Source organism: Pseudomonas sp. DD1, from assembly GCF_044510355.1.
Lineage (GTDB): Bacteria > Pseudomonadota > Gammaproteobacteria > Pseudomonadales > Pseudomonadaceae > Aquipseudomonas > Aquipseudomonas shahriarae.
In genome coordinates this window covers 1-17,826 of the sequence record NZ_MSAJ01000035.1, presented here as the reverse complement: position 1 = coordinate 17,826, position 17,826 = coordinate 1, and the positions used below count along the sequence as shown (strand labels likewise).

The following is a 17,826-nucleotide window of genomic DNA, read 5'->3' as shown; positions in this document are numbered from 1 at the left end:
TCGCCTTGGTCGATGGTTATTGATTATGAAGTATCGAGTGTGGGAGTGATGATGGCAACCCTCGACATTCACAGAGCAAGGCTTATGAACACCACCAAGTCCATCACTGAACGCGTTTTGCAGGCCCTTGGTTTCGAGGGCCTGGCCCTGTTGATCTGTACGCCGCTGCTGGTGTGGATCACTGGCCGGCCGGCTCTGGAAATGGGCGCTGTGACCCTGGCTATCAGCTTGTTGGCGCTGACCTGGAACATGATTTTCAACAGCCTTTTCGACCGCCTCAAAGTGCGCCTGCAACTGGCCAATAGCGTCAAGACCCGGATCATGCACGCGCTGCTGTTCGAGGGCGGGCTGATTCTGTTCGCCGTGCCGCTGATTGCCGCGTGGCTGAATATCAGCCTGATGCAGGCGTTTATCCTGGATATCGGCGTGCTGCTGTTCTTCCTGCCGTACACCTATGTGTACCACTGGGGCTACGACGTGCTGCGGGGAAAGTTCTTCAACAGCGAGCTTGCTCGCGAAGGACGTTAACGATGACGCGGGCATCCTGAATATACGCGGCACTTTCGGGTTATTCGCGAGCTACCGGCGTGACCTTGTCGGTCACGTCCGGGTGCCAGAGTTTCAGAAGATTTGGGTAAACAACCAGTACAAACTGCCCGACAGTACAATCGCTGCCGGCAACGTCAGCACCCAGGCCAACAGCAGATTGCGGATGGTCTTCATCTGCAAGCCGCCACCATTGGCCACCATGGTCCCGGCCACGCCCGACGACAGCACGTGGGTGGTCGATACCGGCAACCCGAACATGTCGGCGGCGCCAATGGTCAGCATGGCCACGGTTTCCGCCGAGGCGCCCTGGGCGTAGGTCAGGTGGGTCTTGCCGATTTTCTCGCCGACGGTCACCACAATGCGCTTCCAGCCGACCATGGTGCCCAGGCCCAGGGCGATGGCCACGGCGATCTTCACCCATAGCGGGATAAAGCGCGTGGCATTGTCGATCTGTTGCTTGAACAGTTGCAGCTTGCCCTCGGTGTCGGCGTCGAAATTTCCGACTTTGCCCTTGTCCATCAGGCGAATGGTTTCGCTGGTCAGGTACATGTCGTTACGCACGTTGCCCATGGCCTCGGCGGGCACCTTGGCCAGGGAACCGTAGCCTTTGACTTGCTCGCCGATATGCCCGGTCAGGGCGGCGAGGGCGGGGATCAGTTCGGGCGTGACGTCCTTGGTGCGCACATAGGTCGACAGCGTCGGTCGTGGGTCCTCCGGCGCCGGTTGCGGGGCGATTTTGACCAGGGCTTGCTGGGTGACTTCAGCCACGGCGGCAAATTGCAGGGATTGATCGGCCGGCATGGTGCGGTTCAACGCGTAGGCCATGGGCAAAGTGCCCACCAGGATCAACATGATCAGGCCCATGCCTTTCTGGCCATCGTTGGAGCCGTGGGCAAAAGATACGCCGGTGCAGGTCACGATCAGCAGGCTGCGAATCCACCACGGCGGCGGGGTGTTGCCCTTGGGCGCCTTGTACAGCGCGCGGTTTTTCACAAAGGCCCGCAGCGCCAGCAACAGCAGGGCGGCAAAGCCGAAACCGATCAGCGGTGACAGCAGCAGCGCATAGCCGATCTTGATCGCCTGCGCCCAGTCCACGCCACTGGTGCCGTCCCGGCCATGCATCAGGGCATTGGCCACGCCCACCCCGATGATCGACCCGATCAGCGTATGGGAGGACGACGCCGGCAAACCCAGCCACCAGGTGCCCAGGTTCCACAGGATTGCCGCGATCAGCAGGGCGAAGATCATCGCAAAACCGGCGGAAGAGCCAACCTGCAAAATCAACTCCACCGGCAGCAAGGCAATGATGGCAAAGGCCACTGCGCCACTGGACAGCAGCACCCCGAGGAAATTGAAGAACCCCGACCAGACCACCGCGAATTGCGGCGGCAGCGAGTTGGTGTAGATCACTGTCGCCACGGCGTTGGCGGTGTCATGGAAACCGTTGACGAACTCGAACCCCAGGGCAATCAGCAGCGCCACACCCAGCAGCAGGAATGGGGTCCAGGTGGTGACCACCGTGCCCAGTTCGTGCATGTCGTGCATCAGGCTGTAGGCGGTGAACAACAGGCCCATGGCGAGCACGGAAAAGAACACGATCACCGTGAGCAGGCTGGGTTTGGTGTCCAGTTGCGGTTTTGCGTCAGGGGCGGCTGCCTGGTGGGAGGCGGTCAGGGAAGGGGTGGCCATGCCGGAGCATCCAGAGTGGGGAGGATGTTTCCCATGATCATTGCAGAATGTTACAGAGGTGCTGCCTCAAGTCAGTGTTTGGTGTTGTCAGCCGGCCGCTGGTCTAAAACCCACCGCCGCTCCCACAGGTTGATTGCATTTGAGCCTTAGTAATCCTGGCGCTTGCGAAACGCCCATCTGCCGGCAATCAAGGTGAACGTCGCCACCAGCGCCACCAGAATCCAGAAACCCTCGGGATCCTGGGAAAGTGGCACGCCACCCACGTTCATGCCAAAGAAGCCCGCGATGATATTGATCGGCAGCGCCAGTACCGTGACCACCGTCAGGGTAAACAGCGTGCGGTTGCTCTGTTCGTTGAGGTTGGCGGCGATTTCTTCCTGCAACAACTTGATCCGTTCGCCCAGGGCCGTGAGGTCGTTGATGATCAGGGCGAACTCTTCGGTGGATTTGCGCAACTCCTTTACGTCTTCCTTCTGCAGCCACTGCGGCGGGCGATTGAGCAGGCGCAGCAGCGAGCCCGGCTCCAGCGCCAGCAGGCGTTGCAGGCGCACCAGCACCCGGCGCATGGCCCCCAGTTCGGCGCGGTTGGTGGACAGGCGCGAGGACAGCAACTGGTCTTCGATCTGGTCGACGCTGAGGCTGGTCTTGCGCACGATCTGCGTCAGCACCTCGCCTTGATCGCGCAACAGATGCACCAGCAATTCCAGGGGCGAGCGGAAGTGTTCGCCGGCCTTTACCGATGAGCGCAGCTTGTCCACCGAATGCAGCGGTTGCAGGCGCGCACTGATCAGCAGGCGGCTGCGGGCGCAGACCCACAAGGTGGAAATGTCCGATGACATCATGCTGCTGAAGTTGAACACCACGTCGTTGACCACCGCCAGCAAGGCCGAGTCCACATGCTCGATACGGGTGGAGCGCGAGCCTTCGTGCAAGGCTTCGAAGAACTCCGGTGGCAACTCCAGGTGCGCCTGCATCCAGCGCTGGCAGGCGGCGTGGGCCAGGTTCAGGTGCAGCCAGAGGAATTCATCGGGGGCGGCCGGGGCTTGCAAGGCCTTGAGCACGGCCGCCGAGTCGATCTGCTCGGCTTTCTCGCCGGGCCTGAAGCGGAAACCGTAAAGCAGGCCAAACAGGTCGGAGTCCTGGTGGCCGTGGTCGATGCTGTGGTTCATGGTGGCTCGCAGGGGAGGGCGACAGATGCGCGTTGCGCAATCATTGCAAGGGGATTTGACCGTTTTGTGTCAGTCACAGATCGACGCCGTACGACCGCTCATCCACTGGGCTCAAGAAGCGTCTAGTCCGGCCGATTCAAGGTGCAAGTATGCAATTGGATTGGCCATGTGTTGGCTGACAGGGATGTTGCGGTGCAGGTCCCCATTTCCCTGTTTCGAGGCTTCTCCCCGATGAGTTTTTTGCGAAAGTCCTTGAGAGCACAGATTTTGTCGTTGCTCGGTGGCAGCCTGTTGGCAATGCTGTTGATTGCCCTGGCGTGTTTTCATTTTCTCTCCAACGGTGTGCAGAGTTACCGCAGTTTGCTGGAGGGGCCGTTGCAAACCTCACAGCTGATTGATGAAGCCAACCTGCAATTCAAGGTCCAGGTCCAGGAATGGAAAAACGTCCTGCTGCGTGGCAAGCAACCCCAGGATATGAACAAGTACTGGGGGCAGTTCCAGGATCGGCAGCAAGACGTGCAGGGCATCCTGGCGCGCCTGGTGAGCAACACCCAGGGCGATCCAGGCTTGAACCGTCGCCTGGAAACCTTGCGTCAAGAGCACCAGATGCTGGGCGTGGCCTACCAGAAGGGGCGTGACGCTTACGTGGCCGCCGGGGCTGATGCGGCGGCCGGGGATAACGCGGTCAAGGGTGTGGACCGCGCGGTGAGTGAGCAGATGAGCGCGCTGGTTACCCAACTGCATGAGCAGGGCAAGCAGCAATCCCTGGCAATCAGCGCCTATGCCGAACGTACCGTGATGCTGGGCCTGGCGGTGATGGTGCTGTCTGGAGGGCTGATCGGTCTGTTCAGCCTGTGGTTGATCAACCGCAACCTGATTTTGCCGATCCGTGGCCTGATCGACTATGTGGCCCAATTGAGCCATGGCCGGTTTGCCGAGCGCGTTGCCAGCCAGCGCCAGGATGAACTGGGGCACTTGGCCCAAGCCGCCAATACGTTGCGCGACTTCCTCGCTGAAACCTTTGGCCGCCTGCAGCGCAGTGCCAAGGACCTGGTGAGCGCCAGTGGCGAGTTGAACTCGATTGCCGGGCAGATGGCGACGGGCACCCAGGATCAGTTCAGCCGTACCGATCAAGTGGCGACGGCGATGACCGAAATGTCCGCCACCGCCCAGGAAGTCGCGCGCCACGCCGCCAGCGCTTCGCGGGCAGCAGACGAGGCCGATCATTCGGCCCGTGAGGGCGGCGAGGTGATGCAAGTGACCATTGCCACCATCGGCCAGATGCGTAACGAGATCCTCAACACCGGTGGCATTATCCGCCGCCTGGAAGCAGACAGCGTGCGCATCGGCACGGTGCTGGAAGTGATTCGCGGCATCGCCGAACAGACCAACCTGCTGGCCCTCAATGCGGCGATCGAGGCCGCGCGAGCAGGCGAAGCCGGACGTGGGTTTGCGGTGGTGGCCGATGAGGTGCGCAGCCTGGCGCAACGCACAGCGGCGTCGATCATCGAGATTAACCAGATCATCCAGGCAGTGCAGACCGGCGCCGTGGATGCCGCCGAGGCGATTGTCAGCGGCCAGTCATGCAGTGATGAGAGCGTCGAAAAGGTCACCCAGGCCGGGGCGATGCTCAGTCATATCACCCAGGCTGTAGAGGCGATCCGCGATATGAACCGGCAGATTGCCACAGCGGCCGAAGAGCAAACCTCGGTGGCCGAGGATATCTCGCGCAACATCACGCAAATCACCACGGTGGCCACCGCCAACCTGGACAACGTGCAGCGCACCGAAGCGGCCAGTCATAACCTGCGTGGGCTGTCTGCTGAGCTGAATGAGGTGACGGCGCGCCTTAGCGCCTGACCAGACACAACTGCGCCGCCCGAAGGCGGCGCGTTGTGTTGCTGGGGCAACTTAAGTGTCTTGCTTGTTTTCCAGCACTTCGCCGGTCTTGGCGTCGAGCTTCACATCCCACTTCTTGCCAGTGGTGTCGGTCAGGTCAACTTCGTAGACCAGGCGCCCGGCTTCGTTATCCAGCTCAGTGTCGTTGATGGTGGCGCCGGCATGTTTGGCCAGGGCGGCGGCATTCAGCTGTTCAAATGGCTTCACGGCGCCCGATTGCAGCAGGCTTGGAATCTGGTCCGGGCGAACATCGGCCTGGGCCAGGCCGGCAGTCAGCGTCAGGGCAGCAGCAGCGAACAGAGCGGTCAGGTTTTTCATGATGTGGTCCTTTGGGGTGAGCTGTTTAAGTGGGATCAGATTACCCCGCGCAACTTAATTTACCCTTAATTGTGTAGGACGTTTGCGTTGTTTGTTCAATCGCCCCGCGCCGGGGAATTTCATGCTGGTGTCTCACCCACGGGAGACACTTATGAAACACATATTGGCTTGGCTATACGCGCCCTTGTTCTGGGCGGGTTTTATTGGCGCGGGGCTCTGGTTGGTCACGCTAGGGGCATCGCAGTGGCTGCTGGCGGTGTTTGCGCTGGCCATCGGCGTGTCGTTTATCGCCGAGCTGTGCTTGCCCTACGAGCCCCAGTGGAACCGCCCTTCGGGCGACCGACGCCGGGATGTCCTCCACTCGCTGGTCAATGAAAGCCTGAATGCCCTGGGGTTGCTGGCATTGCCGCTGCTCACGGCATGGCTGGCGATCGAGGGCGCCTGGCCGCGCGCCTGGCCGCTGTGGGCGCAATTGCTGCTGGCAATCATCATTGCCGATGCGGGCATCACCCTGATGCATTACGCCAGCCATCGCATCGCCGCACTCTGGCGTTTGCATGCGGTGCATCACAGCGTGCAGCGGCTCTATGGGTTCAATGGCTTGATGAAGCATCCCTTGCACCAGATGCTGGAGGCCACGGCCGGCCTGCTGCCGTTGATCCTGCTGGGCATTCCGCTGGAGGTGGCGATGCTGCTGGCGTTGGCCATTGCCATCCAACTGTTGCTGCAGCACTCCAATGTCGATATGCGCCTGGGGCCGTTGCGCTTGGTATTTGCCTGGGCGCCCGTGCATCGCTTCCACCATATGAAGTACGGGCGCGCAGGGGATGTGAATTTCGGTTTGTTTTTCAACCTGTGGGACTGGCTGTTGGGGACTGCGTTTTACACCGAGGACTATCGAATGGGCGAGGGCGACCTGGGGATTGGCAGCCGGCCGGATTTTCCGGTGGATTACGTCGAGCAGTTGCGTGATCCCTTCAGTGCGGCGCAACTGAGCAAGGAGCCTGCGGTGCCAAGCGCACTACTGTAGGAGATGTACTTGAAGATGGCGCAAGGAGGCCCCGGCGGTCACGCCAAACAGTTGCTTCATGGTCCGCGAGAAGTGCGCCGAGTCGGCAAACCCCGCGCCATGGGCTGCTTGGGTCAGGGTGTGACCGTTCAGGGCCAGATCCAGGGCCAGGCGCAGGCGGCGCCACATCACCAGGCGCCGCACCGGCACGCCGAGCTGGCTGACAAACAGGCGCTCCAACTGGCTCAACGACAGGTGCGCCGCCTGCGCCAATGACTGCGCCGAGACCTTGCCGCTCAACTGTTGATCGAGGGTGTGCAGGGCGCGTTGCACGCGCTCATCGTCCGCCTGGCGACGTGGTAGCTGGCGCAATGTCTGCTCCAGGCGCTCATGGGAAAAATCGGCGGTCTCCAGGGCGTGTTGCAACGACTGGCTTTCAAATGCGCCGGGTTCCACATAAGCCATCAACACTGTACCGGGGGCATGCACGATGGCATGGGGCTGGCGAGAGGGGATGAACAGGCGGTAAGCCGTTTGCAGGTGCCCATCAAGGCTGACCGTGATGGGGCTCTCCGCGGACAGGATAAATTGATGGGCGTAATGCGCGTGGGGCGCCGTACGCCCCGTCTCACCGAGGATCAGGCCGTAATCAGGCCCCAGCCACAGTTGGCCTGACCACTCGCTCACTCAGTAACCGTTGTCCTGCAGCAGATCCTGCACGCTGGAAGACGGCCAGCGCTTGTAGAACTTCAGCAGTTCGGCGGCACGGTTGGTGAAGATGCCATCGACCCCGGCGCTCATGACCTTCTCGAAGTCCACCGGCTCGTCGACGGTATAGACGTGCACCAGCAGGCCCTTGTCGTGGGTCAGTTGGTTCATCTCGGGCTTGACCAGGTCCGAATAGCTCTGGTCGCCCAGGTTCGTCAGTTGTGCCGATGGGCCAGTGCCAATTGCACCGAGGCTCTTGGCTTCATCGACCCACTTCTCGAATTCGGCCGCGTCCTTGGGTTCCTGCTTGGCATAGTAGGCCGCCTTGGTCGGTTCGCCGGACTCGGCGAAAGTCACCTTGGACTTGGGCTCGATGCTGCCTTCACCTACCCACAACAGCAGGATTTTCGGGGTGTTGGGCATCTCTTTCTGCAGTTCCTTGAGGCTGGCCGTCTCGAACGTCTGCAACACCACGCGGCCCTTGCCCTGGCCGACGCCTGTGTTGCTCTTGCCCAGCTTGGAACCCACGGAACTCAGCCACCCCTTGTCCAGCAGCTTGTCCTTCAGATCGGCTTCGATCCCCGGGAACTGCTTGGGCTCTTTGGTTTCGATGTACAGGCCGGGTTTATGCTGGGGGTTGCCTTCGGCGATCTTGATGATTTCGTCCAGGCTGAGGATTTTCAACCCGACGAAGCCCGGGCGCGCACGCTCTGGGTAGGCGGTGTTGAACCAACTGCCGGCATCCAGGCTTTGCAGTTCTTTCCAGGTGAACTCGTTGGCCGGGCTGTCCTTGCGCTCGGGGAACTTGGTGGCCACGTCGGTGGTGCGTTGCAGGTTATTGTCGTGCAGGGCGAACAGCACGCCGTCCTTGCTGCGTTGCAGGTCCAGTTCCAGGTAGTCGGCACCCAGGTCGCGGGCGAGCTTGTAGGCGGCGGCGGTGGATTCCGGTGCATCGTAGGACGCACCCCGGTGGGCGATCACGGCAGGGTGCGGAATGCCCTCCTTGGTCGCCAGTTCAACCGGGCTGATGGGGCTTGCAGCCTGTGCGTGGCCAAGGCCCATCATCAGTGCGAGCAGCAGGGCACTCTTGGTAAACGTAGCAGGCATGTGCGAGGTCCTTTCGTGGAGGTAGCTTCAAGAAGGCTTCCTTTTTAACAATTGCATGCAAATCGCGCTATCACCAAACCGACATTAACGTGCGCATGCGCTATTTTTCTGCGCTTTTGTGCCGTGCTATGCAGTATTCTTGGCCCGAGTTTCCCCGCCAGAGGGAAACCTGCATTGCCTTCTTTCTCTGCCTCGCGTGTAAACCATCGTTCACTTCCCCTGTGGGATTTTTCAGTGAGGTTTAGCATGCGCATCACTTCAGAACTCATCTGCCAGGCCGCCGACCAACTCAACGGCTTTGTCGGCCTGAACCGCAAGACCGGCCAGTACATCGTGCGTTTCAGCGAAGACTCGTTCGGCATGGACGTCGCCGACGACGGCATCATCCCCACCAGCGAGTTTGTCTGGCAGCCGGCGGCCGACCAGGCCATGACCCTGTCCCGCGAGCACATCCAACTCCTGCTGGACCAGAACATCGACGACCGCATCAACATCACCGAGCCGCTGCGGGTGTATATGCGCCGGGTGGAGATCCCGCAGATCAGCGCGGTGCGCAGCCTGGTAGGTTGATCGCCATCACGCCAATCCCGTAGGCGCGGGGGTGGTGCCGTTTGCGGTGAAGGCATAAGCCCGTTCTACCTTGCATACCCGTGTCTGAAACGCGCCGTACCAGATGGCCCGGCCCTGTTCGCGGGTGTTGCGGTGCTCGGCGTGTTGTTTCCAGGCCAGGATCGCGGCCTCGTTGCTCCAGTAGGACACGGTAATCCCCAGGCCATCATCGCCGCGGGCTGATTCGACACCGAGAAACCCCGGTTGCTGGCGGGCCAGTTCGAGCATGCGGTCGGCGGCCTGTGCGTAGCCTTGGTCGGTCTCGGTGCGCAGGGAAGTGAAGATCACTGCGTAGTAGGGCGGGGAGGGTGTCTGGGCGATCATGCCGAGCGCTCCAGGCAGGCCTGGAGCCATGCGCTGACCAGCGGCACGCTGGCACCGGTAAGTGCCGCGCGTTCTGGCTGGAACAGAGTGGCGACAAAAAACGGATGGTCCAGCAGTTCTATCGCCCGCACCTCGCCCGCCGAATCATGGGCGCTGCCAATCAGATTGTCCTCCAGCAGTGCCTGTTTGAAGTCGGCATTGAGGCCATAGCGGCAACGATAACCCTCCTGGATTTCAAGGGTGCCGTAAGCCTCGGCGATACGGGTGAAGGCCATCAAGTGGATGGGCGCGATGGTTTCGATCAGAGCACACGACAAGGGGGCGATCACCGCCCGTGGCGCATCAGGTGCCAACTCGCCATGTTCGGCATCGGCCCACCTCAGCACATTGCGTGCATATTCCAACACGGCATGTTGAAAACCGCCGCAGGTGCCGAGGAAAGGACGCCGCTGTTCGCGGGCAAAGCGGATCGCCCGCAACGCCCCGTCGGCATCGCGATAGGGGCTTGCAGGTACGCACCAGAACCTGTCGAAAGGCTGCAAGGTGTGGTTGTCCTTAAGGGTGTCGGTGGCCAGCCATTCAATCTGAAGTGTCAGCCTCAGGTGTGTACTCGCCTGTTGCAGGGCAAGGGGAATGGCTTGGTGGGCGGTGACTTGAGGATCGTAATCGCCGATCAGGGCGAGGTGCAGAGCAGAGGGGGTCATGGCGTGCGTCCAATGGCTTGTCGAGTCCTGAAGGGCACTATAGATTGGCGTTCGCGCAATCAATATTGGCGTTACCCCACATGTTCAATGCAGCCACGCACTATCAAATCGACTATTCCGACCTGGCGCTGATCCTTGCCCTGGTGCGTGGCGGCACTTTGGCGCGGGCTGCGGCCTTGCTGCGGGTGGATGTGTCTACGGTGTTTCGGGCCGTGCGGCGTCTTGAGTCGTCTTTGGGGCAGGCACTGTTCGAAAAAAGCCGCGCCGGTTACCTGCCGACCAGCTTGGCCACCACCTTGGCCCAGCAGGCCGAGCGTGCCGAACAGGCGCTGCAGGCAGCCCGCGTGGGGGTCGAGCAGGGCGGTGAAGTGATCAGCGGCACGGTGCGCCTGACCTGCACCGACTCAGTGTTGCAGGGCCTGTTATTGCCGGCCTTGGCGCAGTTCATGCCCGCTTACCCGGCACTGACCCTGGAATTGAGTACGTCCAATGATTTCGCCAACCTCAGCCGCCGCGACGCGGATATTGCCTTGCGCCTGACCAGGACGCCGCCGGAGCACCTGGTGGGACGGCGTTTGGGGACGGTGTCCTATCGGGTCTGCGCCAGTGCCGGTTACATAGAGCAACACGCTACTCAAGATTTGGCGGCCCTGGCGTGGATCGCCCCGGATGATTTCTTGCCCGACCATCCCACCGTGGCTTGGCGTCGCCAGTATTTACCCGGCGTAAGGCCCAGTTATCGGTGCAACAGCATGTTGTCTGTAACCCAATTGGTACGTGCCGGTCTGGGCGTGGCGGCGCTGCCGGATTTTCTGTTGGCGGATGGCCAGGGATTGCAGCCGTTGGGGCCGGCGCTTACAGGTTACGACACAGCCTTGTGGTTGCTGACGCGCCCGGACAGTCGGGCGCTGCGTTCAGTGGTGACGTTGTTCGATGAGCTGGGCCGGCACCTGCGTCGCCCTTTATAGACATCGGCCAGCCGGCGCCTACAAGCCCAGCCGAGCATTGGCAACCATGCTCAGCGCCCGCCGGCGAGCCGGCTTCTACAGGGTGGACGAACATGCGGTCTGAGTAATTAGCCCCTTCAGGCGGAGCGTGCGACCAGTGAATCGGCGACGGTCACCCGATTGCGCCCGGTGCCCTTGGCGGCGTACAGGGCTTGGTCCGCCGCGTTGAGCCACATATGCGCCTGGGTGAATTGCACCTGGTAGGCCGCCAGGCCAATGCTCAGGCTGACCCGTAGTTCTGGAACCTGCGGGTCGCGGTAGCGGCTGAACATTTCCCGCAGGCGTTCCATCACATAACTGGCTTGCTCCAGCGACACGTCCGGCAGGATCACGCAGAACTCGTCGCCACCGTAGCGGCCCGTCAGGTCATTTTCCCGCACATTGCGCTGCAACTCCTTACTCAGTTGCCGCAAGACCCGGTCGCCGACGATATGGCCATAGGCATCGTTGATCTGCTTGAAGTGGTCGACATCAATCAGTGCGATGGTGGCCTGGGATTGTTGCTGCTGGCACTTGTGAAACTTCAGTTGCAGCAAGTCCTTCCACGACCCGTGATTGAGCAGGCCGGTCAGGCTGTCGGTGCGGCTCAAGGCACTCAGGGCGCGCTTGTGTTCCGAGAGCTTGATAGCCAGGCGATAGCTGGCCATGCCGATGGCGACGGGGTAGAGAATCAGCATCGGCAGGCAGGCATACACCTGGATCAGGCCGACATTGGGGTTGAACGCAGGACCGAACACCAGCCAGGCCACTGCCACGCCCACCAGTTGCGCGAGCATGCCCTGGATCATCAGCTTTTTGCCGCCCGCCGCGACGTTATGCATGGTCATCATCGCGAGGATGGTCACTGCAGTCAGGGGCGTGAATTGTGTGGCTGCGGCCCAGAACCCGCCGGACACTGAGTCATACAGCAGATTGCGTCGCTCGGCCTGGTACGGAAACGCTGAATGGCTTGATAGCTGGTATGCCAGGTGCGGCCAGATAAACCCATTGAACAGCCACAGTGCCCAGACCCATCCGGGCATGGCCAGCGGGTATAGGGCGGCCAGCACGCAAAGGCTGCCGATGCCCAGCCCGAGAATGCGCGGCCGATAAATGCGCCGGGCAAACGACAGCCCTTTGCCTCGAAGGTTTTCCATAGATTCCTGCGTCAGGTTGTTCTTTTTTTAAGTTGCGAAGGCGTGCCTTGTCAAAAGGCCATTTACGCCAGATGACAGGTGATTATTGTCAGTGATTTACGCAGGAATAATCAGTGTCCTTCCAGGCCATTTGCGCGGGGATCCGCAGGATTCAGGCAAAAACGACCCGCCAGTGTCGTATTGACGACAGAGGGATTTATTGGGGGCGGGTGGCAATCTCGTAGCCGGCCAGAAACAGGTCCATCGCTGACTCGATCACGTTGGCCTGGGTAGCCGCATCCAGGGTGGGTTGGCCCAGGGTGATTTGCGGCCAGAAGGCGAAGGCCTTGAGCAGGCTTTGCACCTGATGGGCGGCAAAGCACGGGTCCACGGGCTTGAGGCGACCGTCTTCCTGCGCTGCGCGCACCCATAATGTGAACCCTTCTTCACGTTCGCTCAGGCGATTGACGATGCCCTGGGCCCGCTCCGGGGAATGGATGGTCGCGGCAATTGCCACGCGGGCCAGGTCTAGGAAGTTGGCGTCCGACATCATCTTCATCTTCGCTTGCAGCAACACCCGCAATTGGTCGCGCAGGGGCTGTGCGCTGCTGTAGCTGACATCCAGTTGCGCAACGCTGCTGGCCCATAACTTATTCAGGATCTCGGTGAACAACTCCTCCTTGCTGGGGAAGTGGTTGTACACCGTGCGCTTGGATACGCCAGCGGTGGCGGCGATCTTGTCCATGCTGGTGACCTCGAAACCGTTATCGCGAAACTCGGCAATGGCCGCTGCCACAATGGCTTCGCGTTTACGGTCGGTGAGGCGTTGAGGTGCAGTCATGGGGCTTTCGGCTCTGGGAAGAAAATTACACTCGGTAGTTTACTTGGTCCGGGTTTTGTTGCAATCTTGAAACTACACTGTGCAGTGTAGTTGTTGACCTGCATCAGCAGAACGTACCGGAGTCACTCTGTAATGGCCACGATCTCTACCCGTGTCGATACCTCTTCCCCAGCGCTCAAATCGTCCGAGCAGCAGCAAGGTCAGTTCAATAATCATGCGCCGGTCAGCCGTGCAGGCTTTGGCAAAACGCTACAGATTTTCTGGAAGATGCTCTTTCATAAGCCCCGCAGCACGCGGCCGGTAGGTGAAATCCCGGTACAGCGCCTGACGCGTGAGCAGTTATTGAGCGCCCCGAATCACAGTGTCTACCGCCTGGGGCATTCCACCGTCCTGCTGAAAATGCGCGGCAAGTTCTGGCTGACCGATCCGGTGTTCGCCGAGCGGGCTTCGCCTTTCAATTGGGCCGGCCCCAAGCGCTTTCATCAGGCGCCTATCAGCCTTGAAGAACTGCCGCCGATTGAGGCGGTGATCTTGTCGCATGACCATTACGACCACCTGGACCGCCAAGCTGTTGTGCAATTGGCCGCCAAGACGCGCTATTTTCTCGCGCCACTGGGCGTGGGTGACACCTTGATCAAATGGGGTGTGGCGCCAGGCAAGGTGCGGCAGTTGGATTGGTGGCAGGGCACTGAAGTGGACGGCATCCACTTTGTCGCCACCCCAGCCCAGCATTTTTCCGGCCGTGGCCTGTTTGATGGCAACCAGACGCTGTGGGCGTCCTGGGTGATGGTCGATGATGCCCGGCGTATCTTTTTCAGTGGCGACACCGGCTATTTCGAAGGTTTCAAGCGTATTGGCGAGCAATATGGGCCATTTGACCTGACGCTGATGGAAACCGGTGCTTACAACGTCGACTGGCCCGATATCCACATGCAGCCCGAACAAACTTTGCAGGCCCATATCGACCTGAAGGGGCGCTGGTTGCTGCCGATCCACAATGGCACCTTTGACCTGGCATTTCATGCCTGGCATGAGCCGTTTGACCGCATCATGGCCCTGGCCTGGGAGCGCAATGTGTCAATTGCCACACCCGCCATGGGCCAGGCTTTTATGCTGGCTGCCCCTGAACGTGGGCATGCCTGGTGGCTGGATGTCGAGGCCCAGGCGGCAGAACAGTTAGTGAGTTGAAAGGGGTTGCTAAAGCCACACGGTAAAAGGGCTTTCAAGGTATTTCTGCCCGGAGAATCGACTGGAAAAGGGTGCGATGATCTCGGAAAGCCATTTTCTGGGAGTGGGGCCTGATGGAGGACAAATGTAGGAAAACCTTGTCACCCGGTGCACCCTGTTCCGTGGGGTTGCCTTTGGTGTTCAACGCCTTTAACGCAATGCCTTGTGGGCCTGCCGCTCCTTCTGGGTCGACAGACAATGTGTCAACGTCTCGCGGTGGCATTGAGTTTCAGCCTGCTGCTGCGCCTGCCGTCCAGGGCCCCAGGTTCGATATCCCTGGGCCGATGATGAAGACCGTACGTGATCCGTCGCTATTGCTTATTGCCTTGAGCGGCCTGGACCCTGTAGGCCAGGTCATGGTGGAAGTTCCGCCCATCATGGAAAACAACGCCGCCAAATCCGCTCCCGCCCTGGCCGATTGGCGTATCGGTTTTGCCGACGGATATTTGCGCAACGGTGTACGTGAAACGGTGGAGCATTCCAGCGGATTTCTCCAGGCTTTGGAGGTGTTAAAGGCTGCCGGCGCCCAAGTGGTGCCAGTGGAGGCACAGTTACCGGATGCCGCGTACTTCACCCTGGAGTCCAGCAACGAGATCGACAAGCGAACGAACGAGCATCGCCTCGACGCGTTGGTGTCAGACGGCCAAAGCCCAGCCTTCCACCTCTTCTGCAAAACCGGATACCCAGGCGTATGCCAGATATTCAGCGACGGTCTCCAAGGCACGAGGGTCGTACTCTGGTTCTACGGTGCCCGTTGGGCACGGGACTCGCTGTCGGTCTTGGTGCGGGTCTATCAACAGGCGATGCAGGCTCACGCCGACATGCCCGTGAGGTGACCCTTTGCGCGGTCATCGGGCCTAAGCGCCGTTGGGTTGAGGCGTGTTCGAGGATGGCGAGCCCAGCAGCCGGGCGATAAGGCTCCGACGAGCCGGTTCGGCATCCGCCTGTGGCGCAGGGGAGCGACGCCCGCTCATGCCCCATCCCGGCGCAAACCCTGGGAAAAACACCAGGCCTTCGTGCTCCAGGCGAAATGCCAGGGCGATGCGGATGGCGTCATCCACCTCCTGATGGCTTTCAAAACGCTGGATAGCGTCCACCCCAACCCCGGCTTGTCGGGCCAGGTCTTCCCGGCTCCAGCCCAGCAGCGCGCGGGCCTGCACACTGTGCCGGGGGGTGAATTGATGAAGGACGATTTGCTGATCTACGGTGGTGCTCACTGCCAGAGAGGACATGCGGTTCTCCAGAAATCCAACGGGGGAGGGCAAACTATACTGTGTTTTTGTACAGTTGTTTTGACCGTTCATCAACTGGATTCTTTCTCGGCTGATCGGCCCGCGATTGGCGGGCGCTTCCGGTCACTTCTCCTCCAGCCCCGGCGCCTCGCGGATCAGCAGGTGGTCCAGGTTCTGGATATCGGCACTGAACACCCCGAAGGTCTGCTCGGGGTTTTTCTTGCTTGGTACCTGTTTCAACTCCGGCGTCACACCATAAAAGAAGCAATACAACGGGCGATCGCTGTTTACGGCGGCCCTGATCTGCTCCAGGAACGCCTTGCGCTTGCGGTAGTTCTCGATCAGCTTCTTGTTCAGGTAGACGTTGACGGAGTATGGCTTCTTGTCGAGCCACACTTTCTTTTCAAAGTCGATGCGAACGCTGCTGGTGTAGTCCTTGATCGCTTTGATCCGGCCCCAGTAGATCAAGCCCTTGTTGTCTTGCAGGTATTCGATCTTCTTGAAAAACGCCCAATACGTCGCGGTGTGCTCACCGATCTTCAACGGCATGCCCTTGAGCTTGTCCTTGTCGTCGATATTGGACACGTAGCATTCCACCGGGTGGGCGAAGACGCTGGTCTTGTCCGGGGTGGTTTCGCTGGCGCTGTGGGAAGTATTGGAGGTTTTCGAAGGTGCTTTCGCCGGATCTTGTGGGATAGCGTCTGCGGAACCTTGGATGACTGTCTTGCGTTCGTACTGACGTCGAGTCAGCACAAACTCCGACGGGAAGTTCTCCTCGCGCTCGTCCGCAGCGTCTCCCGCAGCGGCCTTGTGGCTGGCATAGCGGCAGCCGTCGATATGCCGGGTGCTGGGCAGGTTCTTGAAGTGCGGGGTGCGCAGGTAGTTGACGTTCTTGCCATTGAACGTACCCAGCACATTGCCCGCCGCAAACGCTGCGCGGCAATCATCGTTGGGGCAGAGGAAGCTGTCCTTGTCGGAGTCGAAGGCGGCGGTTTCGTCGAAATTCAGGTCGCGCACGTCATAGATCGACAGCTTTTCGTCCAGGCTCAGGCAATAGGCTGTGTCGAATTTCATCGGGGCGGGTCCGTGGCAAGATTCGCTATTAATAGCGGGGTTGCGCAGGTAGCACAAATGTCCGCTATCAGGGCGCAGCCCTTTCAACGCGTCTGAAAGGGCTGGTTCCAAGCGGCTTACGGCTTCGGTTTGCCTCGGCGCTTGGCCGAATGAAAATGCCGCCAATGCGCATCTTGCGCCGCCGCCAGCAACTCGCGATCCCCGCGCGTGTCACCCCAGGCCCTGAGCCGATACTCACCCAGGTCGCCATACACCGCTTCAAGCCGCAACACCTTGTTCTCACAACGGCAGTTGTTGCCCGTAAGGCGCCCACTCAACACCCCATCGACCACCTCAAGCTCGGTCCCGATCAGTTTGATTCCCAGGCGATCGGCAAAAGGTTGCAACACGATTGCCGGCGAAGCCGAACACAACGTCACTTCGGCACCGGAGCCAATTTCATCGGCCACCGACTGCAAACCGGCAGGGCGCATCAGCTTGTTCCAATAAGCCTGGCAGTATTCTTCGGCTTTGCGCTGCACCCAGGCCTTCTCTACGCCGGTCATGAAGGTGCGAATCAACTGCGCCTTGAGCTCATCACGGCTCATCCGGCGCACCAGAAAGCGCAAGCCCGGCAGCGCCAGCTTGAGCATCCGGCGATTGAATTCCTGCTTGCCGAAAGCAAACTTGAGAAACGGCACAAAACTGTCGTGGCGGGTCAGGGTGCCGTCGAAGTCGAACACTGAAAGTACCTTGGCGCCCACGGGGCCGGCTTCTAGCATGTCTGGGTTCACGGGGTGGCCTCGGTCCTATCTACTATTTTTTTGGAATGCATAAGCTGTGACCGCAGGAGTCTACTCCGGTATCAATCTGCTGATTCTCGAGTAAAACCCCGCAGTGAAATCATCCCGGTCGCTCGACCGGTGACAACGCTGATGGCAATTGGGGCACAAGGCTACAGCATTGGAGATGCGATCCGAACCCTTACGGGCCAGGTGCTTGAGGTGATGTACTTCAAGAAATGGCAAACCAGCGGCCATAAAAAAGCCCCGGGTGCGACCCCAGGGCTTTTTCACATCGCAACTATGAGCTGATCAATCCCAGCTCAACGCCCCACCGGTCTGATACTCGATCACCCTGGTCTCAAAGAAGTTCTTCTCTTTCTTCAAGTCCATGATCTCGCTCATCCACGGGAACGGGTTAGTGGTCCCTGGGTACTCTTCCTTCAAGCCGATCTGCGACAGGCGACGGTTGGCGATGAACTTG

General features: G+C 60.2%; 19 protein-coding genes and 3 pseudogenes. 8 read left to right on the top strand and 14 right to left on the bottom strand.

Features of this window, described 5'->3' with window-relative positions:
* The first annotated feature begins 84 nt into the window (after positions 1-84).
* Complete coding sequence (locus PSFL_RS21545) at positions 85-528, top strand: multidrug/biocide efflux PACE transporter (RefSeq protein ID WP_057441938.1); 444 nt, start codon at positions 85-87, stop codon at positions 526-528.
* 93 nt (positions 529-621) lie between these two features.
* On the opposite strand, the gene PSFL_RS21540 is transcribed toward PSFL_RS21545, so the two are convergent.
* Together PSFL_RS21540 and PSFL_RS21535 are read right to left on the bottom strand one after the other, a co-directional pair.
* Positions 622-2,238: an inorganic phosphate transporter gene (locus PSFL_RS21540; RefSeq protein ID WP_397470469.1), complete on the bottom strand. Its 1,617-nt coding sequence runs from the start codon at positions 2,236-2,238 to the stop codon at positions 622-624.
* A gap of 146 nt (positions 2,239-2,384) precedes the next feature.
* Entirely contained in the window at positions 2,385-3,407 is a 1,023-nt protein-coding gene (locus PSFL_RS21535; RefSeq protein ID WP_397470468.1) for a transporter, read from the bottom strand.
* A gap of 231 nt (positions 3,408-3,638) precedes the next feature.
* On the opposite strand from PSFL_RS21535, the pseudogene PSFL_RS21530 reads away from it, so the two are divergent.
* Positions 3,639-4,382 (top strand): annotated as a pseudogene (locus tag PSFL_RS21530) (methyl-accepting chemotaxis protein); the annotation flags it as partial.
* Between the two features lie 117 nt (positions 4,383-4,499).
* Complete coding sequence (locus tag PSFL_RS21525) at positions 4,500-5,267, top strand: methyl-accepting chemotaxis protein (RefSeq protein ID WP_370693747.1); 768 nt, start codon at positions 4,500-4,502, stop codon at positions 5,265-5,267.
* A 51-nt stretch (positions 5,268-5,318) separates the two neighbouring features.
* Here PSFL_RS21525 and PSFL_RS21520 read toward each other — a convergent pair whose 3' ends face one another.
* Complete coding sequence (locus tag PSFL_RS21520) at positions 5,319-5,624, bottom strand: PepSY domain-containing protein (protein ID WP_038442689.1); 306 nt, start codon at positions 5,622-5,624, stop codon at positions 5,319-5,321.
* 151 nt (positions 5,625-5,775) lie between these two features.
* Between PSFL_RS21520 and PSFL_RS21515 the strand changes: the two genes are divergently transcribed.
* The gene (locus tag PSFL_RS21515; RefSeq protein WP_397470467.1) at positions 5,776-6,654 is read left to right on the top strand and encodes a sterol desaturase family protein; all 879 of its coding nucleotides are present in this window, start codon (positions 5,776-5,778) and stop codon (positions 6,652-6,654) included.
* Here PSFL_RS21515 and PSFL_RS21510 read toward each other — a convergent pair.
* Together PSFL_RS21510 and PSFL_RS21505 are read right to left on the bottom strand one after the other, a co-directional pair.
* On the bottom strand, positions 6,646-7,320 hold the full coding sequence (locus PSFL_RS21510) for a helix-turn-helix domain-containing protein (RefSeq protein ID WP_397470466.1): 675 nt from the start codon (positions 7,318-7,320) through the stop codon (positions 6,646-6,648). The genes PSFL_RS21515 and PSFL_RS21510 overlap by 9 nt on opposite strands.
* Positions 7,321-8,448, bottom strand: coding sequence for a glycerophosphodiester phosphodiesterase (locus PSFL_RS21505; RefSeq protein ID WP_169961349.1), 1,128 nt, complete (start codon positions 8,446-8,448; stop codon positions 7,321-7,323).
* Positions 8,449-8,694: 246 nt separating this feature from the next.
* On the opposite strand from PSFL_RS21505, the gene PSFL_RS21500 reads away from it, so the two are divergent.
* A complete protein-coding gene (locus tag PSFL_RS21500; protein ID WP_076962912.1) occupies positions 8,695-9,018 on the top strand; it encodes a DUF2025 family protein in 324 nt (107 codons plus the stop codon).
* 6 nt (positions 9,019-9,024) lie between these two features.
* Here PSFL_RS21500 and PSFL_RS21495 read toward each other — a convergent pair whose 3' ends face one another.
* Together PSFL_RS21495 and PSFL_RS21490 are read right to left on the bottom strand one after the other, a co-directional pair.
* Positions 9,025-9,381 carry an antibiotic biosynthesis monooxygenase gene (locus tag PSFL_RS21495; protein WP_057441923.1) on the bottom strand — a complete coding sequence of 119 codons (357 nt, stop codon included), beginning with the start codon at positions 9,379-9,381 and terminating at the stop codon, positions 9,025-9,027.
* A complete protein-coding gene (locus PSFL_RS21490) occupies positions 9,378-10,085 on the bottom strand; it encodes a CTP synthase (protein ID WP_397470465.1) in 708 nt (235 codons plus the stop codon). The genes PSFL_RS21495 and PSFL_RS21490 overlap by 4 nt, the downstream gene beginning before the upstream one ends.
* An 80-nt stretch (positions 10,086-10,165) precedes the next feature.
* On the opposite strand from PSFL_RS21490, the gene PSFL_RS21485 reads away from it, so the two are divergent.
* On the top strand, positions 10,166-11,053 hold the full coding sequence (locus PSFL_RS21485) for a LysR family transcriptional regulator (protein ID WP_397470464.1): 888 nt from the start codon (positions 10,166-10,168) through the stop codon (positions 11,051-11,053).
* A gap of 116 nt (positions 11,054-11,169) precedes the next feature.
* Here PSFL_RS21485 and PSFL_RS21480 read toward each other — a convergent pair whose 3' ends face one another.
* Both PSFL_RS21480 and PSFL_RS21475 read right to left on the bottom strand, forming a co-directional pair.
* Positions 11,170-12,228 (bottom strand): diguanylate cyclase, encoded by a 1,059-nt coding sequence (locus tag PSFL_RS21480; protein WP_170045744.1) that lies wholly within the window; start codon positions 12,226-12,228, stop codon positions 11,170-11,172.
* A 196-nt stretch (positions 12,229-12,424) separates the two neighbouring features.
* Entirely contained in the window at positions 12,425-13,048 is a 624-nt protein-coding gene (locus PSFL_RS21475) for a TetR/AcrR family transcriptional regulator (RefSeq protein ID WP_115128784.1), read from the bottom strand.
* A gap of 132 nt (positions 13,049-13,180) precedes the next feature.
* On the opposite strand from PSFL_RS21475, the gene PSFL_RS21470 reads away from it, so the two are divergent.
* Positions 13,181-14,236 carry an MBL fold metallo-hydrolase gene (locus tag PSFL_RS21470; RefSeq protein ID WP_397470463.1) on the top strand — a complete coding sequence of 352 codons (1,056 nt, stop codon included), beginning with the start codon at positions 13,181-13,183 and terminating at the stop codon, positions 14,234-14,236.
* A gap of 326 nt (positions 14,237-14,562) precedes the next feature.
* The gene (locus PSFL_RS21465) at positions 14,563-15,111 is read left to right on the top strand and encodes a hypothetical protein (protein ID WP_157717316.1); all 549 of its coding nucleotides are present in this window, start codon (positions 14,563-14,565) and stop codon (positions 15,109-15,111) included.
* Positions 15,112-15,132: 21 nt separating this feature from the next.
* Here PSFL_RS21465 and PSFL_RS21460 read toward each other — a convergent pair whose 3' ends face one another.
* The 5 genes and pseudogenes from PSFL_RS21460 to PSFL_RS21440 all read right to left on the bottom strand — a co-directional run.
* Positions 15,133-15,507 (bottom strand): helix-turn-helix transcriptional regulator, encoded by a 375-nt coding sequence (locus PSFL_RS21460; protein WP_057441910.1) that lies wholly within the window; start codon positions 15,505-15,507, stop codon positions 15,133-15,135.
* Positions 15,508-15,630: 123 nt separating this feature from the next.
* On the bottom strand, positions 15,631-16,581 hold the full coding sequence (locus tag PSFL_RS21455; RefSeq protein WP_057441908.1) for a hypothetical protein: 951 nt from the start codon (positions 16,579-16,581) through the stop codon (positions 15,631-15,633).
* Positions 16,582-16,697: 116 nt separating this feature from the next.
* Positions 16,698-17,342: an HAD family hydrolase gene (locus PSFL_RS21450; RefSeq protein ID WP_057960453.1), complete on the bottom strand. Its 645-nt coding sequence runs from the start codon at positions 17,340-17,342 to the stop codon at positions 16,698-16,700.
* A 72-nt stretch (positions 17,343-17,414) separates the two neighbouring features.
* Positions 17,415-17,603: pseudogene (locus tag PSFL_RS21445) on the bottom strand (HNH endonuclease); the annotation flags it as partial.
* A gap of 51 nt (positions 17,604-17,654) precedes the next feature.
* Positions 17,655-17,826, bottom strand: a pseudogene (locus tag PSFL_RS21440) (ribonucleotide-diphosphate reductase subunit beta); the annotation flags it as partial.

Excerpts from the sequence above, each read along its gene's own strand:
- PSFL_RS21535 (WP_397470468.1), bottom strand. The coding sequence starts at position 3,407 with ATGAACCACAGCATCGACCACGGCCACCAGGACTCCGACCTGTTTGGC.
- PSFL_RS21500 (WP_076962912.1), top strand. The coding sequence starts at position 8,695 with ATGCGCATCACTTCAGAACTCATCTGCCAGGCCGCCGACCAACTCAAC.
- PSFL_RS21505 (WP_169961349.1), bottom strand. The coding sequence starts at position 8,448 with ATGCCTGCTACGTTTACCAAGAGTGCCCTGCTGCTCGCACTGATGATG.
- PSFL_RS21490 (WP_397470465.1), bottom strand. The coding sequence starts at position 10,085 with ATGACCCCCTCTGCTCTGCACCTCGCCCTGATCGGCGATTACGATCCT.
- PSFL_RS21450 (WP_057960453.1), bottom strand. The coding sequence starts at position 17,342 with ATGCTAGAAGCCGGCCCCGTGGGCGCCAAGGTACTTTCAGTGTTCGAC.
- PSFL_RS21540 (WP_397470469.1), bottom strand. The coding sequence starts at position 2,238 with ATGGCCACCCCTTCCCTGACCGCCTCCCACCAGGCAGCCGCCCCTGAC.
- PSFL_RS21495 (WP_057441923.1), bottom strand. The coding sequence starts at position 9,381 with ATGATCGCCCAGACACCCTCCCCGCCCTACTACGCAGTGATCTTCACT.
- PSFL_RS21515 (WP_397470467.1), top strand. The coding sequence starts at position 5,776 with ATGAAACACATATTGGCTTGGCTATACGCGCCCTTGTTCTGGGCGGGT.
- PSFL_RS21520 (WP_038442689.1), bottom strand. The coding sequence starts at position 5,624 with ATGAAAAACCTGACCGCTCTGTTCGCTGCTGCTGCCCTGACGCTGACT.
- PSFL_RS21470 (WP_397470463.1), top strand. The coding sequence starts at position 13,181 with ATGGCCACGATCTCTACCCGTGTCGATACCTCTTCCCCAGCGCTCAAA.
- PSFL_RS21485 (WP_397470464.1), top strand. The coding sequence starts at position 10,166 with ATGTTCAATGCAGCCACGCACTATCAAATCGACTATTCCGACCTGGCG.
- PSFL_RS21545 (WP_057441938.1), top strand. The coding sequence starts at position 85 with ATGAACACCACCAAGTCCATCACTGAACGCGTTTTGCAGGCCCTTGGT.
- PSFL_RS21460 (WP_057441910.1), bottom strand. The coding sequence starts at position 15,507 with ATGTCCTCTCTGGCAGTGAGCACCACCGTAGATCAGCAAATCGTCCTT.
- PSFL_RS21475 (WP_115128784.1), bottom strand. The coding sequence starts at position 13,048 with ATGACTGCACCTCAACGCCTCACCGACCGTAAACGCGAAGCCATTGTG.
- PSFL_RS21455 (WP_057441908.1), bottom strand. The coding sequence starts at position 16,581 with ATGAAATTCGACACAGCCTATTGCCTGAGCCTGGACGAAAAGCTGTCG.
- PSFL_RS21525 (WP_370693747.1), top strand. The coding sequence starts at position 4,500 with ATGGCGACGGGCACCCAGGATCAGTTCAGCCGTACCGATCAAGTGGCG.
- PSFL_RS21465 (WP_157717316.1), top strand. The coding sequence starts at position 14,563 with ATGAAGACCGTACGTGATCCGTCGCTATTGCTTATTGCCTTGAGCGGC.
- PSFL_RS21480 (WP_170045744.1), bottom strand. The coding sequence starts at position 12,228 with ATGGAAAACCTTCGAGGCAAAGGGCTGTCGTTTGCCCGGCGCATTTAT.